We start from the raw sequence: 15782 nt of genomic DNA on the forward strand, positions 1-15782 counted from the left end.
TCAGGGCTCTGTTATTGGGTCCTGTTATTGGACCCAATCTAGGGACTACGATGATAAATATCAAACCCTAAAAAACACGTGAGTGCCGTCGTCAGAGGTCATGCACATACAAAACAGCAATTTTAACATATGTTAAAACTCGGCGAATAAAATTTTAACACATGTTAAAACTCAGTAGGCGAATTTTAACATGTGTTAAAATATGGGAAACGGCTACTTCGGCAGCGCGATGGTGAACACCGTACCTTCGCCGTCAGTGCTGTCGAAGTGCATACGGCCGCCGTGGCCCTTGACCACAGTTTCATAGCTGAGTGAAAGGCCCAGTCCGGTTCCCACTCCTGTGGGCTTGGTCGTGAAGAAGGGCTCGAGCACCTTGGCCTTGATATCATCGGGAATGCCGGATCCGTTGTCGGAGATTCGCACGATGACGGCGTCGCCTTCCAATGCGGTCATGCAATTGAGTGTCGGACTGTAGCCTGGAGCGGCTTCGCTCTCGCCCTTTTCGTGCATGGCGTAAAGGGCATTGTTCATCAGATTGATGAACACGCGCATGAGGTCCTGTGGGAAGCCCTGGACCTCCGGCAGTCCGTCCGCGAATGAACGCTCGATTGTTGGTTCGAAATCCGGATACTGTGAGTGCAACGCGTTGCTGACCAGTTTCAGTGAGTCATCGAGCAGCGCGTTGATGTCGACGGAAGTGATAGTGCGTCCTCCCTTCTGCGAGTGCAGAAGCATGTTCTGGACAATACGATCCGCCCGCTGGCCGTGCTCATGAATGCGGAGTGCATACCCGGAGAGACTCGTGAACATCTCGCCGAATTTCTCGGACACCTCACTCACCTGCTTTTCGCGGTACTCTTCAAAGCTCGAGAGAATCTCACCGATCAGCTCCCGGGAAAGCATGGAAAAATTGTTGACGAAATTGAGCGGGTTCTTGATCTCGTGGGCAATGCCGTCGGTGAGCTGAGCGAGCGAGGCCATCTTCTCTGCCTGAATCAGGTGTCCCTGCGTCTTGCGCAGGTGATCGAGGGCCACGGCAAGCTCACCATTCTTTTGACGCAGTTCGGTTGTCCTTTCCTCAACCTTCCGTTCGAGGTCGCTGTAGAGCATCGCATTCTCGAGGGAGATTGCAATCTGTCCCGAAAGCAGTGCGAGAAGATCGGCGCGCTGTGCGGCGAATGCGCCCGAGGTGAGGGAATTCTCGAGATACAGTATGCCGCTCAAAGCCCCTTTTTGCACGATGGGCATACAGAGGATGGATTTCAGCGCATGTGTCTGGACGAAATTGTCGGAAGCAAAACGCATATCCTCGGTGGCGTCATCGACGATGAGCGTATCGCGTTCACGCGTCACGAGCTGCAGTACGGACTCGCTTACCACGCCGGTGGGGTCGGCCGGCTGTTCCAGCAACAGTGTCGTCGTCTCGCCCACGCGCGCCTCGGCGACGACGCGCATGCGGCCGTCGCGCATGAGCAGGAAAACGCCACGCTGGGCACCCCCGGCTTCAATTGCGATGTCCATCAAACGTCGCAGCAGATCCCCGAGTACGATAGCGCCGCTTATGGCCTGCGTCGCTTTCATCACGGAGGCCAGGTCCAGCGCACCGATGACGGTATTTGTTGTCTCGGTTTCCGGTCCGACTACGGTGAGTGTCTCGCTGCTGCCATGCGCAGCCTGCGCACCGGGGAATTCCCTCGCGAGCATGGAAGCTCTGTGTGATGCGCCCCAGCGGTTGTAATGATAAATCGCGTCACGGATAAAGACTTCAGCGACCCTGGGGCGCTTGCGCTTGAGATACAAACGTGCAACGCGTTCACAGGCCAGCGCCTCGATGTGAATCGCCTCTCGCGCATGCGCATGATCGATAGCGTTGTGATACGCGTCTTCGGCCTCGAGGATTTTACCCTGGATACGGAGGCGCTCGGCTTCGATGAGACTGCGGATGGCTTCGACGTTCTCCGTCGCGAAACCGTTGAGCTTCTCGAGGCATACGTCTATCTGTGTTTCCGCTTCGGACTGCTGTTCGGCAGTGAGCTTCTCCCAGTTGAGCAGGAGGGCGACTGGAAGGTAGAGGTAATTCCCCAGTGCATGCGAGAACGTACTCGACAGCGCGACCATCGAGAGTGCGCGCTGGCCTGCCTCCACGGCTGCTGCGTACTCACCCTGGAAACAGCAGATGAAAAGACGACAGACGAGGTGCCAGTGCAGTGGAAGTAATCCTACGTTGCTTTCCAGACGGGTGATCGTCTCTGCTTCATCGTACTCGCTGTCGCTGAGATCATCACCGCTGCGCGTCTTCCCCTGCAGGCAGCGGATGGACTGCCGGTAACTGGTCGCCATGTCGATACCGTCCTGATAGTGCGCGGCGGCGGAATAGCCATAGGCATGCTCGACGTCCACCGTCATTTCGCCCAGGGGCGTGCCGAGCAGGAACATGGTCATCGGGGCATGCGCAACGGCGTAGATGACAGGGTGGAAATCGCCCGAGTCCTGCCCTGCCTCTTCCGCCCTGCGCAGAAAACGAAGGCTTTCCGTGAGCGGCAGATGCAGATGGCTGAGCATCATGCCAAACACCAGGTGCGTGCGGCTGATACTCGACAGATCGTTGTACCGCTCGCTGAGTGCATTACCCATGAGCCCGAATTGCACCGCGGCATCGTAGTTTCCCATGACCGCGAGCATGCTCCCGAACAGGTTGTAGCCATGCGCACAGTAAACCGTGTTGCCATAGTCAAGCGACCGCTCAACCATCTGCAGCACAACCATTGCGAACAGGTCGAGGTTGCCCTGGTAGGTGGGACCGATGAGATCGCTGAGCAGACGCATGAGCTGATGTGTAACCGGATCCGAAGCGAGTGGGAGATCGAGCAGATCCATCGGCTTCCGGTCGCCGATCTTCTGCATGACACGGCCGAAGGCAGCGCCGATGTCCTCCTGTGTTGGATGCTCAGGCAGCGTGATATCCATAAGCTGCAGCGCCTCGATCCCGATGGCATTCGCCTCGTCGTAGCTGCTGGCCGCACTCTTCACAACGAGCTTCACGACATAAAGCGGCAGCTTCTCAATCGGTTTGCGCACACGTTCGACGATGTAGGTGAACAGCAGTTCCATCTGCTCGAATCGCAGCAGCATGTACTCACATTCGAACTTCCCGACGTTCAGCGCATACGCGAGATCATAGCAATTCTCCCACGGGTCTTCCGGCAGCAATGCAATCCCCTCGTCGAAGTGACGCAGAGCGGGTTCGTAGGCACTGGCAAGCTTGGCTTTACTGCCCGCTTCAAGATTGAGCCGCGCAAGATCGAGTCGCTCATCGTCGCTCGCGAGCAGTGTGGCCCCGAGGTTCATCTGCATGACAATGTCGAATATCCGTTCCTCCCGCTTCCCGGGAGCCATGTTCTGGAAAAGCAACCGACCGATTCGAAGATGCGTTGCAGGTCGCTCCTTCTCGGGAATGAGTGAGTATGCCGCCTGCTGCACCCGGTCATGAAGAAAGCGATACTCGGGAGGAGAGACGTCGCTGATGTCGTGTAATCCCTCGCGCGCAATGGCATCGAGCTGCAGGTTATCACCGATCGGTAGAATGAGTCCGGCCTGCAGCGGCTCCCAGAGCATACCGGCAAGCACGGCCACGGACTCGGGACGCACCAGCGACAGAGTGTGCAGATCGAAAGTCGCGCCCAGGCAGGCGGCGACCCGCAGCAGTTCCTGCGCATCGGTGCCGAGCGAAGAGATGCGATCGGACATGAGAACAACGACATTCTCGGTGATCGCCTCCTTGTCGATACGATCGGTGTCCCAGACCCAGCCGCCCTCCTCGGTCGAGAAGGAGACCAGTCCACGCGTGTACAGCGTTTTGAGAAACTCGTTGACGAAAAACGGATTGCCTGCCGTCTTCCGCATGACAAGCGAGGCCAGTGCAGCGCACTCGCCTTTCGGCCGGCGCAGCGTATCGGAGAGCAACTCTTCAACATGCGCCGGTTCGAATGCATTGAGTTCCACGGATTGTATCGGCGCCTGCTGTTGCTCGAGACGGGCGAGGATGGCCGTCAGCGGGTGTCCGGCTGCAACCTCGGTGCTCCGGTAGGCCCCGATGAGAAACAGGTAGCCGGATTTCGGATCAGTGAGCAGCAGGTGAAGAAGGTTGAGCGAGGCGGTGTCCGCCCACTGCAGATCGTCGAGAAACATCACGAGCGGATGATCGGCACGCATGAACACGTGCACGAACTTCAGGAAGACGGCATTGAAGCGATTCTGCGATTCGTAAGGAGACAACTCACGCACGGGTGGCTGGGGACCGATGATATCGGCGACTTCGGGAATGACATCCACCACAACCTGGCCGAGCGTGAGCAGGGCCCTGCTGAGCTGCTCGCGCCAGGCGTCGATGGTGTCAGGATCCTCTGTAAGTATCTGCCGCACGAGTTCCTGAAAGCACTGGATGATCGCGCTGTACGGCTGCGCGCGCCCGAACTGGTTGTATTTGCCAACCACGAAATACCCGCGCCGCTCCACGATCGGCTTGTGGATCTCATGCACGAGGGCGCTTTTGCCAATACCGGAAATGCCCGAGACGAGCATAAGCTCTGTGCTCCCCTTCGCGATGCGGTCGAAACTTTCAAGGAGCAGCGCGGTCTCACGGTCCCGGCCGTAGAGCCGTTCCGGAATCTGGAAGCGCTCGGAGACATCCAGTGTTCCGAGAGGGAACGGCGTAATCATTCCATCGCGACGCAGCAGGTCGCGGCATTTTTCGAGATCGTGTAAGATACCGATAGCACTCTGGTAGCGTGCTTCCGGCGTCTTTTCCAGCAGACGCAGAACGATGTCGGAGAGCACCGCAGGGACATCGGGATTCACTTCGCGCGGCGGGAGTGGAGTGCGTGCGATGTGGCTGTGCACAAGTTCGAGCGGATCAACGGTATCGAATGGCCGACGGCCCGTAAGCAGCACGTAAAGCGTGACACCGAGCGAGTAGAAATCCGAGCGATAGTCAATCGCGCGATTCATGCGACCCGTCTGCTCCGGTGAGAGGAAAGACAGCGTCCCTTCAAGCCTCCGGGGATGAAGAATCTCCGGCTGTTCGCGCGAGAGCATCGAGGCGATATCGAAATCGGCAATGCGAAGCTCGCCGGTGCCGGACGCGTATATCACGTTTCCCGGATTGATGTCTTTGTGGATGATGTGATGCTTGTGAATCGCGGCGATTCCTTCAACGATGCGTATCGCGATGTCGAGGCACTCGTAGATCTCAGGCTGCCGCTCAGCGAGCACACTGGCCAGAGAAACACCACCAAAATCTTCAAGAACGAGCGCTTTCCCGTTCCCGGCGGTTTCAAGCGCAATGGCGCGCACGACACGGTTCGACGTGATGCGGCCAAGAATCTCGAACTCCCTCTCCCGCCGCGCCAGGTCGCGCGCGCCCGGATACTCGGAACGCAGGAATTTCACGACGACGCGTTCACCGTCACTGTCGCGGCGCCCCCTTCGCACGAGCGTGCGTGAGCCGTCGTAAAGTGTTTCCTCGAGTGTGTATCCTTTAATCGTACGCATTGAAAACCTCGTGTTGGAAATAACGAATCCGGGAGCGCTGAGCTTGCCGCACCTCGCAGCTGATTTGCGCGTCTGCGTTCGCGGCATATATTAGTCCGTATCAATCAATCCTATGACATCGAATGTGCGGCGCGGATATCGTCTGTTCGACCGCGCAAACCGATCACACGACGACAGTCTGTACACACCACAACTACACGCAAAGGAGGTGGACGTTCATGCAGCAAGCATACCCACCATATATCACACGCGGAGGCGAACAGGTGTTCTGCCAGCCGTTTCTCGTCAAGGACGTAGACTCGCACTGCTACGTATTGCAGGCCGACATCAACGCCCTCGCGGCCATGTGCGACCGCTATCTCAATACGCCGCTCGCCACGCTGGGCGATGGCAAGACGATCTACCGCCCGTTTTCGTCCTTCGTCATGCTCTCGTTCTCGCACCTGACGCAAACGCATGCCGAACGACCGCCGGAAGCGTGGTTCGAAGAGCATGAGGCCATTCTGTGGATGCTCACGGTGGCGGGACGAGAGGAAGCCGGTGTGTTCATCGCCGACCGCTTTGCCTGGTTTACGCCGTACATCTTCGTCGACAGTCCGCCGGCCATGCTGGCGGGTGAAATCATCTACGGTTTCCCGAAGGCCATTGCCAACGTGTCGCTCGGTCAGACGCCCGAAGCACCGTTCACCGTCGATACTACCGTGGTCGCGCATTACGGCTACGACAGCCAGGCGACCATGCAGCGTCTGCTTACACTGCGTCCCGCCAACCCGGCATCGGGTGATCATACGGAACTGCAAACGCTGGAAGAGACGGTGCGCACCGCACTCGCGCGCCTGCCGAAGGAACATCACAAATTCGTGCTGCCCGATCTCCATTTCCTCACAAGCGCGATCGAGGATCTCTTCAAGGGACGCATGCCGGTCGTCGCCCTCAAGCAGTTTCGCGATGCCGCCGACGGCACGCGTGCCTGCTATCAGGCGATTGTCGAATTCGATCTGACGATGAGCAACCTGCATGGCATGAGCGTGCGTTTTGATCCGTGGGAACTTGAGATCGCGGACTACCAGAGTCACCCGATTGTAAAGGATTTCGGTTTCACCGGGTCCACCGTGCCGACGTTCGTCTCAACGCGCATGCAGTATGATCTGCAGCTTGGCGAGGGACGCAAGATCGCCGAGTTCGTTCAGCTTCCGCAAAAGTGAGGGAGACTGAAGGTCCACTGGGTTGTCAGGAGAAAGGCGCCGAGCGGCTGGCGGTCGATGCCGCTGATCGTGAAGCGCCTTTCTTCCAGATTCGGGATGAAATCTTCCGTTAGCAGCAGCTCACCAGACACCGGCCGTATGCGTGCCGCGGTGTCGAGTTCCCAGTTCATGTCTGAGCAGACGTACAGCAGTCCCATCCACCGTGTCACGATGGGGAAACGCAGCATGGGATCGATCTGCGCGAAATGCGGGTACTCCGCGGGCGGCAGCGCGTCGCCGTATGCCGGGAGGTCCGCTTCGACGAGCGTGGTGCCCGAGGACAGGTTCGCCTGATACAGTGGCGGTGCCGAGGCGATGTGTGCACTCCTCTTCGGAAAACCGTACACCAGGCGCCCGAGGAGTATGGGGAATAACTTATTGAGAAAGAGAATCGGAATATATGTGAGCAGCGACGCCGATCCGCTGCGTGCCACATACGGAATCACCACACTGTACTCCAGGTAGTCAAGACTGAAAAGCGGCAGCCAGCTCGGCCGCGTGTTGTAATTATGGGCGAGCGGCAGGAGTATCGGATGCGTCCCCGGCGGCGTCGCCGATTGCTCTGCGCGGACGAGTCCGCTCGGCAGCAACGCATCCACGGCGGCATTCGAAACGGCGAGCGGCACCATCGGTGCCTCGTAGTCACTGATTCCGTAAACCGCCATGTCAGGCCGTCCCTTCGGGGCCGTGTTCCTCCCCGATAATGTGAACCGGTCGGCCGGAGAGGGCCCGCGCAGCACGCATACCTCCGATCACGGCAGCTTCCACGCACCCGGCGTTGATAATGTTGCGCACCCAGTCACCGGCAAGAACCATGTTGCTGAGTCCCGACCCTCCCGCTTCCAGGCGGTGCGCCGTGCTGCCTACGACCGAGAGCACGTAGCGTTCGTTCGGATCGATGTTTGCGCGCAGATACTGTGACAGGAGAACGCCGGGCTTGAAGCCTCCATTGGAGTCGACGACATCCGGCCAGAGTGTCGCGATATTTGACAACTGCCACGCCGTCACATCGCTCCCAAGACGAGCGTACTCCTGCGCCGGAAAATCGGAGTCCGTCCATGGTGGAATGCTGTCCACCTCTTCAAACACACCGCAGAAATATGCCAGTGATTTTGGTGTCGCATCAGCGGGCCAGTTCTCGCGCTGGATGAGATCACTCATGTCCGCCCAGGTACTTTCTTTCTCGACGTATGCACCGAGGAGTGGCGTATCCGTCGTCGTCCACCCCAATCCTTTGAGATCGGGTGCCAGCCACAGCTGCATACCCTGCGTCTGCACGCTCTTCACCGCGGCAAGCATCGCGGACCATGCCGGCTTTTCCTTGATGGAATCCGCAAGCAGATGCGTGAGCATGGCGGGTGGAATGCCGCAGATGACCTCGTCAAAGTCCTCGTCCACCCGCAGCGTTCGCGTGCGTTCGGCCGCTTTGTCGCGCCAGGGGGACCAGAACGATTCAAGATTGATTTTCTCTTTCTGCAGTTCCTCGGCATCCTTCGGATCGAGCTGGTCATACAGTGGCGCTGATGGCCAGCACGGGAGTCCCTTCACCTCGACGAGCGGCTCGTACTTGTCTATCCCCTCACGCAACCGCACCTGTTCAAAGACGTTGATCGATGTGACACGCTCGCCGTCGTCGGAATCGATGCTGGTGACCTGATGGAAAAATGCGATACGGATATTGTCCGGATACCTGCACAGCAACTCATAGAACGGCGTGAAAATCGTATCGCCCATGCCCGCCTGCATTTTCCAGTACAGGGAGCCTTTGTAGGTGAGCAGCATGCGCAGCATGCCGTAACACCCCGTGCCCGCTTCCAGATTGGCACAGGCGGGATCGGTGGTGTTGCCGCGTTCGTACGCGAACACCAGGTCATAGATGCTCTGAATGGGTGCAGAATGCACGCTGTATTCCATCGAAGCGCCATTACGTGCAAGCCACGCGCGAAACTCGACATCGTTGATCGCGGAGAATCCCCGTTCGAGAACGCCGTCGGTGATGATGCCACGTACAATGGCGTACGCCAGGTCGAGCATGATAAAGAGTCGGCGCAGACCGTCGTGCTCGTCGAGTTCATGCTCGAGGAGTTCGCGGAGCCATTTCATGAAACCATCGACCAGACCGAGAAGCACGTGATGCTGCGAGGTATCATGCGTAGCCGGATCGGGATCGAGCCGTTTGGAGAGACGCCTGGCTTCCTCGAGCAAAGCGAGTCCTGCGAACTCGGCGGCGGTGGCACCGACATGTTCGAGATCATGAACGAATTTCTCGATGATACCGTGCAATCCGTGCCCGTGCTTCCTTTGAAGCAGCTCATCGAGTGCTGAACTGTCGTGCACCTGCCCGTGCATCATCTCGATGAGCATGTGGATATAGTCCCACACGGTCGGCAGAACACCGCCCGTGCCCGGTTCCTCATCATTGGTCGGGAATTCGATGGGCCAGTATTTCCATGCTCCGTCGATGTGCTCGGTGAACACAATGAGATTCCCCGGCTTGAAGGCGTCCTGCCAGTTGCGCAGCGGTGAGCCTTCGGGACGATCCAGTTCTGCGTATGCACGTTTGATCATGCGAAACGCGTTTTCATAGAAGCCGAGCCATATGTGCAGACCGTGTTCCTCGATGCGCTCGCCGAAGTTGCTGTTTCGTCCGCTCGCACCTTTGCCGCCCAGCCGCCACCCGAGCTGATATACGGTGAACTCGTATTTCTCGCGCCAGTCGGGATCCTCCATGAGCGTAAACATCGTCGTCATGGATCCGAGTCCCCCGCCGAGTACTGCAATGCGTTTTTTCATATTCATTGTTCTCCGTCAGGACCTGATGTTTTCGCCGACGATGGTCTCCGGGTATCCCGAGATCGCGCGCGATGCGAGCAGACCCGACATGACCGTCGATTCGACGCAGCCGACGTTGATGATGCAGTCGATCCAGTCGCCGCATAAGATGAGATTGTCGAAGCCGGAGGCGCCAGCGGCGAGACGATGTTCGATGCTGCCCGCGGTGGACTGCGTGTAGCGGTGCGAAGGATCACAGTTGGCGCGCCAGTACTGCGAATCGAAGCGCGACCTCCCGCTGCGGCCAGGCGCGGTATCCACAAGAAGGTTGTAATCGAAGCCTGCAGGATTGACCACCGGAGCTGCGGAAGGAAGGAAGTGCGCCAGTTCGGCGTCGAACCACTGCATCGCGGCGTCCTTCACACGGTCGGCCTCGCGTCCCGGAAACGCATGATCACCGGGCGGGGGAATCGATGGCGGATCCTGCATGGGTCCGCAGAAGTAGCTGATGTCTTTCGGCAGATATGGCGCTTTCCAGCTCTCGCGGACGAGCAAATGCGACATATCGCACCAGGTGTCGAGCGGTTCGGCGTATGCCGTGGTGATCGGACTCGGAGCATTCCAGCCCATTTCCGCGAGGTCCTTCTCTATCCAGAGCTGTGCAGCCATGGTCTGCACCGTGCCGACGTTATCGAGCATGGCCCTCCAGTCCGCACGTGCGCGAATCGATTCCGACATCACGGTACGCAGCACCGCGGGCGGCATCCCGAGCACGACGAGATCAAAGTCCTCACCTTTATTCAGCGTGAGAGCTTCCTCCTCCCCTTCATCCTTCCACGGCGTCCAGAACGACTCAAGGTCGATGTTCTGTGCCTGCAGCTTCTTTGCCTGCGCTTCGTCGATCTGATCATACAGGGGCTCGCTTGGCCAGCAGGCGAGTCCATCAACCATGATCAGCGGATCGTATTCGGTGTCGGGTTTGCGGAGACGGACCTGCTGCATCATACGCAGCGTTGAGATCGCACCGCTGCCATCGTCCTCGATATCGGTGACGCGGTGGAAAAATTTGAACTTGACCCCGCGCTGGCGCAGTACGGCATACATCGGCGAGACGATCGTGTCGCCCATCCCGGCGTTCATCTTCCAGAAGATGGCGCCCTTGTAGGTGAAGACCATGCGCATGATCGCGTGCAGGGCCACACCGGCGGCGATGTTCGGGCGGTCAATGTCGCCGTCCTCGAACGCGAAATACAGATCGTAGATAGCGCGCACCGGGACGGACGAAAGCGTCAGCTCGGAAGCCCCGTATTTCCTGAGGAAATCACGGTATTCGTAACGGTTCAAAACGCCGAGTCCCTTCGTGAACACCCCTTCAGCAATGGCGCCGCGAAGATTTGCGACGCCCAGTTCCACGAGGATCCACAGCCGGCGCAGCGTGTCGTCGTTCTCCACATCCTTGCCGATCGTCTCCCACAGCCAGTGCAGAAATTTCCCGAGCAGTGCATCGAGCTTCGAGTGCTGCTTCGGATCGTGCTGTTTCGGATCCGCGTCGAGGAGGCGTGCGAAATCGAGCGCATGCCTTAGCAGCATTCCCCCGGCTTTGGCAAGCTCGCCCTCAACATCCTCGACGGCGTGATGAAATAGTTTTGACAGCCATGAAGCAGGCTTGTGCGATGTCTCTTTCGCAGCGTCGACGAGCTGATGCCGTGTCAGCATATCCCAGAGTTCGCCGAGCAGCATCTCGACATAGTCCCACAGCGAGGGAAGTTCGCTTCCGTCACCGGGCAGTCCCGTGTTCATCGGATAGTCAATCGCCCAGGTGCGCCACTGTCCTTCGACATACTCCTGGTACGGTACGTAGCTCTGCGGCGTGAAGGCGTTTCTCCAATCCCCGAAGAGATTTCCCGGACCTTTCCATTCCGCGTAGGCTTCGCGCATGACGGCAAAGGCATTTTCATAAAAACCCATCCACACATGCAGGCCGTGCTCCTCGATACGATCGGCAATAGCCTGGTTGCGTCCACTGGCACCTTTTCCTCCAAGCCGCCATCCCAGTTGATAGACGGTGACCTCGTATTTGTGTGCATCCGGATTCTCGGGGCTCGTCAGCGCAAACGCAGCGGTCAATGCCCCCAATCCTCCGCCAAGCACGGCAACACGCTTTTTTTCCTCGGTAGGGTATACTGCCATGGAATACGCTCCTTGCGAATAAAGATATCAGCGCACTGCAGGCGGAACAGTTCCGCCGCGCTAGAATAAAATTGTAAGCAAATTGGACAGTAGGAAGATATACCGGGAAGGGTACAAATACAAGGGAGGAAAGCAGATTGGGGGACTGGGCGTGGTCAGCCTGCGCGGGATTCCTGTGCGCAGCTCAGAACAATGAACATGAACAGCTGCGCACGGGTACACGACCTTTCTCCGTGGTCGGTACTGCTAGTCAGGGTCGATAACGTACGCGATCCCAAGTTGTACGGTGGGAGAGATGTAATACCGCATATGCCATGTTCCCTCCAGCGACAGCTCGATGCGATCAGCGACGCGTCCTTCAAGCGCAAAGCCAAGCACACCGCTGACATGAAAAGATTCCACACCGGCGGTGGTATAGACTTGTCCGTCATACTCACGGACCAGGTCATCCTTGTCCTGATACGACAGCCCCATTCCCCCAAGCAGATTGAAATACACCGGCCGGTACAGCGCAATCGAATACCGTGCGATTGCATTCAATTCCAGGATACGATTCCACGGCTCATTGACGAGATTCATTTCCCATTCCCCTCCGCGGTATCGATGCCAGGAATAATCCAGGACAGCCTCAACGGCGAACGATTCACTTGTGCGCCTGCGGATTCCAATTCCGAGAATGGGACCACGTTCCCAGTTCCACTCGCACCCTCCACCTCCAATACCTCCGATGCATGCTTCTCCGTAATCGCTGTATCCTCCCTTGACGACAACGGCATACGACTGTGCCTGCAGACTGGATACCGGGAGCATCCCGAGCAGCAGACCCAGCGCCAATACGATGGAATACCTCTTCGGCCAGTTTCGCATACATCCACCCATTAGTAATTCTGCACAACGATCACATTTTCACACTACGTTAATACAACCTCTAAAGAGAAGAAAACCATAAAATCGTCCTTCTTGCTTTGAAGGACCCCCCTCTTGAATCTAAAGAGGTGATACTGTAACGTTGGAAAGCGTTGCTCCACCAAGAAAATGGCTTCCAATGTACTCCGATGGAAAGCTCAGCAAGTACGTTTTGGTCTGTGCTGTACTGCTATTCGCTTCAGTTCTGCCTGCATGTTCCGATGACGCGGACTCCCCAACGGATGCCGGAGCCGGGGGGTGGTTCCTCAGATTCACATGGAATGGCACCATCCGGGTATCGTGGGCAGAAGCGCCGGTATTGCGGTTTGAAAGAGCGCAGTATTTCAGCCTCGAAACAGACGCAAACTGGACAACGAGTTGGGGAAATGAACCTGATACCCTCATGGGGTATTGGAAATTATCCGGATCACGGTTAAACGATATCATGTGGTTGATTGACAAATTTGAATTGGATGGTCTTGTTCAAAATCTGTCAACGAGGGAAAACGAACCCTGCGTTATCTTTTACAACAGGTCGCTGGGGCAGTACAATCTCCCACAAGCTGTGTTTCGTGATGCCCAGGGCAACAGCCTTATGACAGCAGACATCACGGTGTATCAGAAATAGTCCTGGAGCACAAGCACTCGGATACCATACGCGACGGCTCAGCGGTCCCCGCCCGGAACCATCCAAACGGCATGGCGGTTCAGCTATCACGTCAAAGCCCAAACAGCGAGGAGCGTATGAGTATCAAACGCGTATGGCATGGATGGACCACATTGGAGAATGCAGATGCATACCAGGAGGTTCTCAGTAACACGGTATTGCCTGGTATCGAAGCGAAGAACATTCCCGGCTTTCGACAGGTGATAGTGTTGAGAACAGAACATTCTGAGGAAGTGGAATTCGTAACCATCATGACTTTCGATTCGATTCAGAACGTCATCGACTTCCAGGGAGAGGACTACAGGAAATCGTATGTCCCCGATGTCGCTCAGAAGGTTCTGAAACGCTGGGACCAGGAAGCCGCCCACTACGAACTGATCGAAACCAGGGATCAATAATACACGTAGGTGAGACTGACCGTGCTTGACGCTCTGGGACGTGATTACCAGGTGCGCTATCGCAGCAGGGCAACAGCGATGCTCGCGATCCCGATTCTGATCTGCATATCCTCTCTCCTGTCACGTGGCTATCCTATTCTGAGATTTTCTCTTTCTCGATCGGTACAGAAATGGGAAGGCAATAAAAGCTGAGCCGACAAAAATCGAGCTTATGCCCTGATGTCGCTGCAATGGTGTCATGGGCTCAGTGTACGTTGCTGCTACTTTCTCCTTCCAGTGATCAGTGACATTGATGTGAGGCAAGGCATCCTTTAATTCACGTAGCGCCTGTTCCTTCGATGGAGGACTGAATGTAAAATGCCTGCCAATCTTCGTACCGCCCTGCAGATCTTCGTACTCACACCACGCGAAGTAAGGAGCATACGTAAATCCTGCACCAATGATGAGCAGTCCAATCATTACCGACAAATACATCACCCACTTCATAGAACCTCCGATGATCATGATAACGAGCCCCCCTTATTTACAGGTCTTCCAGCACATGTCGAACACCCGTACATCCAATAAACATCCACGGTCGCCCAGCAGCCTTCCGGAAAGTGTCGCATTGTTGCATGCAATTTGGAGTGTGTGTGCTCCACTCGAAATCACTCCACCCAGTGACCAAATGTAGTTTCCTGCTGCCAGCCGTCATCTCTCTGGATCAGGATTGCTTTGGACCCGGTGAAGCAACCATCTGCGATGGAGACTATCACTTTCTTCATCGATGGAGAAAAGATAAACCGACCAACAGCTTTCAGCGTCGGTAAGCCGTAGTAATCACCCCAGTGACCGGGACATATCGGGAAAAAACTGTCGACCCATGTGAAGCGAATGTCGTTCTCTGATTTCTTAAACCTGTAGTCCTGCAGATCCGTATGGCCATTGAGGAACGCCCGGAAGGCAACGTTCCGGCCTTCATCGAGATAGAGAACTTTGCGCGGGGATTGAAGACGAGGCCGCCACTTCCTGTATGTCAGTTGACTGAGGATCCTACCCGTGACCATCGGCTCCCAATAAGATTGCGATGCAAGAGTATCCCAATCCATCGCGTCTTCTGCAACTGAATATCTAATACTATCGCGGACAACGATGTATTCACCCTGACTCGTTAATTGCGCGCTGTCTTCTGGTCTGTAGTGTTCAGCGAGATGAGGGAAGCGGGGCCTGAAAGTGATATTGATCACCTCATCGCAAAGCTTCGCCATGCTATCTCGAGGACTGTTCGACACTTCCTTCCTTCCCTCATCAGCCCAGGCATCGAGGAAGGCGTGCATACGTTTGCGGGCGTAATCCTCATCCGTATCCCTGACTTCGTAGATTGCCCACAACGAATCGAGATACACCTGGGCTTGCTGAAGCGACAGGGAATCAAGTTCTTCATTGTTGCACTGGGTGCGCTCGGGTATACCTACGAGGAAGAAGAAAGTGAAGACAGCGAGTATCAGGCGTGGCATGAAAATGTCCCTCCGAGTGGTCCAGCTATGCAGCAAGTTCGTCAGCGTGCCGCCGAGATGCAAGACCATTCTCTCTGAAATCGATTCCGAACTCGATCTTCGGAAAGAACATCCCGCCTTAATTCCATGCACGCGAGATCGTTAGAGTGGACGGCATGGAGGTCTACGGTGATGGGGAATCACGATTCTACTCGCAGATGGGCAGAATCAGACGCGGAGGATGATACTATTGCGGTAATTCGCCCACCGAAAACATCCAATAAACATCCATCATCAGGTGAATCCTGGTGGATACAGCCCATTCCATTGGACACGAAACTACGATAACAATACGCTCGTCGTAATTATTGCAACCCCTTGATATCACAGCCCTCGCACTCAAAACTCACGCTGTTCTCATTGAGGTTCCGGAGTGCTCCACAACGATAAAAGCCCCGTCAGTTGACGGGGCTTTTGCTTTGCGGAGAGGGAGGGATTCGAACCCTCGATACCAGTTTCCCAGTATGACGGTTTAGCAAACCGTTGGTTTCAGCCACTCACCCACCTCTCCGGGGATGCC

9 protein-coding genes and 1 tRNA gene are annotated in these 15782 nt (G+C 56.5%); 2 read left to right on the forward strand and 8 right to left on the reverse strand.

Annotation, left to right across the window (positions count from 1 at the left end; all coding sequences use genetic code 11):
* Positions 1–213: 213 nt before the first annotated feature.
* Positions 214–5550 carry an AAA family ATPase gene (locus tag KQI65_10130; GenBank protein ID MCB2205096.1) on the reverse strand — a complete coding sequence of 1779 codons (5337 nt, stop codon included), beginning with the start codon at positions 5548–5550 and terminating at the stop codon, positions 214–216.
* A gap of 218 nt (positions 5551–5768) precedes the next feature.
* On the opposite strand from KQI65_10130, the gene KQI65_10135 reads away from it, so the two are divergent.
* The gene (locus tag KQI65_10135) at positions 5769–6755 is read left to right on the forward strand and encodes an acetoacetate decarboxylase family protein (protein ID MCB2205097.1); all 987 of its coding nucleotides are present in this window, start codon (positions 5769–5771) and stop codon (positions 6753–6755) included.
* Here KQI65_10135 and KQI65_10140 read toward each other — a convergent pair.
* The 4 genes from KQI65_10140 to KQI65_10155 all read right to left on the reverse strand — a co-directional run bounded on the left by KQI65_10140 (position 6737) and on the right by KQI65_10155 (position 12623).
* Positions 6737–7459 (reverse strand): acetoacetate decarboxylase family protein, encoded by a 723-nt coding sequence (locus KQI65_10140; protein MCB2205098.1) that lies wholly within the window; start codon positions 7457–7459, stop codon positions 6737–6739. The genes KQI65_10135 and KQI65_10140 overlap by 19 nt on opposite strands.
* A 1-nt stretch (position 7460) precedes the next feature.
* Positions 7461–9587, reverse strand: a complete 2127-nt coding sequence (locus tag KQI65_10145; protein MCB2205099.1) for an NAD(P)-binding protein — start codon at positions 9585–9587, stop codon at positions 7461–7463.
* A 15-nt stretch (positions 9588–9602) separates the two neighbouring features.
* Complete coding sequence (locus KQI65_10150; protein ID MCB2205100.1) at positions 9603–11756, reverse strand: NAD(P)-binding protein; 2154 nt, start codon at positions 11754–11756, stop codon at positions 9603–9605.
* 246 nt (positions 11757–12002) lie between these two features.
* The gene (locus tag KQI65_10155; protein MCB2205101.1) at positions 12003–12623 is read right to left on the reverse strand and encodes a hypothetical protein; all 621 of its coding nucleotides are present in this window, start codon (positions 12621–12623) and stop codon (positions 12003–12005) included.
* A gap of 783 nt (positions 12624–13406) precedes the next feature.
* Here KQI65_10155 and KQI65_10160 point away from each other — a divergent pair.
* Positions 13407–13727 carry an antibiotic biosynthesis monooxygenase gene (locus KQI65_10160; protein MCB2205102.1) on the forward strand — a complete coding sequence of 107 codons (321 nt, stop codon included), beginning with the start codon at positions 13407–13409 and terminating at the stop codon, positions 13725–13727.
* 120 nt (positions 13728–13847) lie between these two features.
* On the opposite strand, the gene KQI65_10165 is transcribed toward KQI65_10160, so the two are convergent.
* The 3 genes from KQI65_10165 to KQI65_10175 all read right to left on the reverse strand — a co-directional run bounded on the left by KQI65_10165 (position 13848) and on the right by KQI65_10175 (position 15773).
* On the reverse strand, positions 13848–14213 hold the full coding sequence (locus KQI65_10165) for a hypothetical protein (GenBank protein MCB2205103.1): 366 nt from the start codon (positions 14211–14213) through the stop codon (positions 13848–13850).
* Between the two features lie 161 nt (positions 14214–14374).
* Entirely contained in the window at positions 14375–15223 is an 849-nt protein-coding gene (locus KQI65_10170) for a hypothetical protein (protein ID MCB2205104.1), read from the reverse strand.
* A 461-nt stretch (positions 15224–15684) separates the two neighbouring features.
* Positions 15685–15773: transfer RNA gene (locus KQI65_10175), tRNA-Ser, on the reverse strand.
* Positions 15774–15782 lie beyond the last annotated feature (9 nt).

The sequence above is a fragment of the bacterium genome, from assembly GCA_020444325.1.
Classification (GTDB): Bacteria; Bacteroidota; Ignavibacteria; order SZUA-365; family SZUA-365; genus BM516.

Excerpts from the sequence above, each read along its gene's own strand:
- KQI65_10130 (MCB2205096.1), bottom strand. The coding sequence starts at position 5,550 with ATGCGTACGATTAAAGGATACACACTCGAGGAAACACTTTACGACGGC.
- KQI65_10170 (MCB2205104.1), bottom strand. The coding sequence starts at position 15,223 with ATGCCACGCCTGATACTCGCTGTCTTCACTTTCTTCTTCCTCGTAGGT.
- KQI65_10160 (MCB2205102.1), top strand. The coding sequence starts at position 13,407 with ATGAGTATCAAACGCGTATGGCATGGATGGACCACATTGGAGAATGCA.
- KQI65_10155 (MCB2205101.1), bottom strand. The coding sequence starts at position 12,623 with ATGCGAAACTGGCCGAAGAGGTATTCCATCGTATTGGCGCTGGGTCTG.
- KQI65_10140 (MCB2205098.1), bottom strand. The coding sequence starts at position 7,459 with ATGGCGGTTTACGGAATCAGTGACTACGAGGCACCGATGGTGCCGCTC.
- KQI65_10145 (MCB2205099.1), bottom strand. The coding sequence starts at position 9,587 with ATGAAAAAACGCATTGCAGTACTCGGCGGGGGACTCGGATCCATGACG.
- KQI65_10165 (MCB2205103.1), bottom strand. The coding sequence starts at position 14,213 with ATGAAGTGGGTGATGTATTTGTCGGTAATGATTGGACTGCTCATCATT.
- KQI65_10135 (MCB2205097.1), top strand. The coding sequence starts at position 5,769 with ATGCAGCAAGCATACCCACCATATATCACACGCGGAGGCGAACAGGTG.
- KQI65_10150 (MCB2205100.1), bottom strand. The coding sequence starts at position 11,756 with ATGGCAGTATACCCTACCGAGGAAAAAAAGCGTGTTGCCGTGCTTGGC.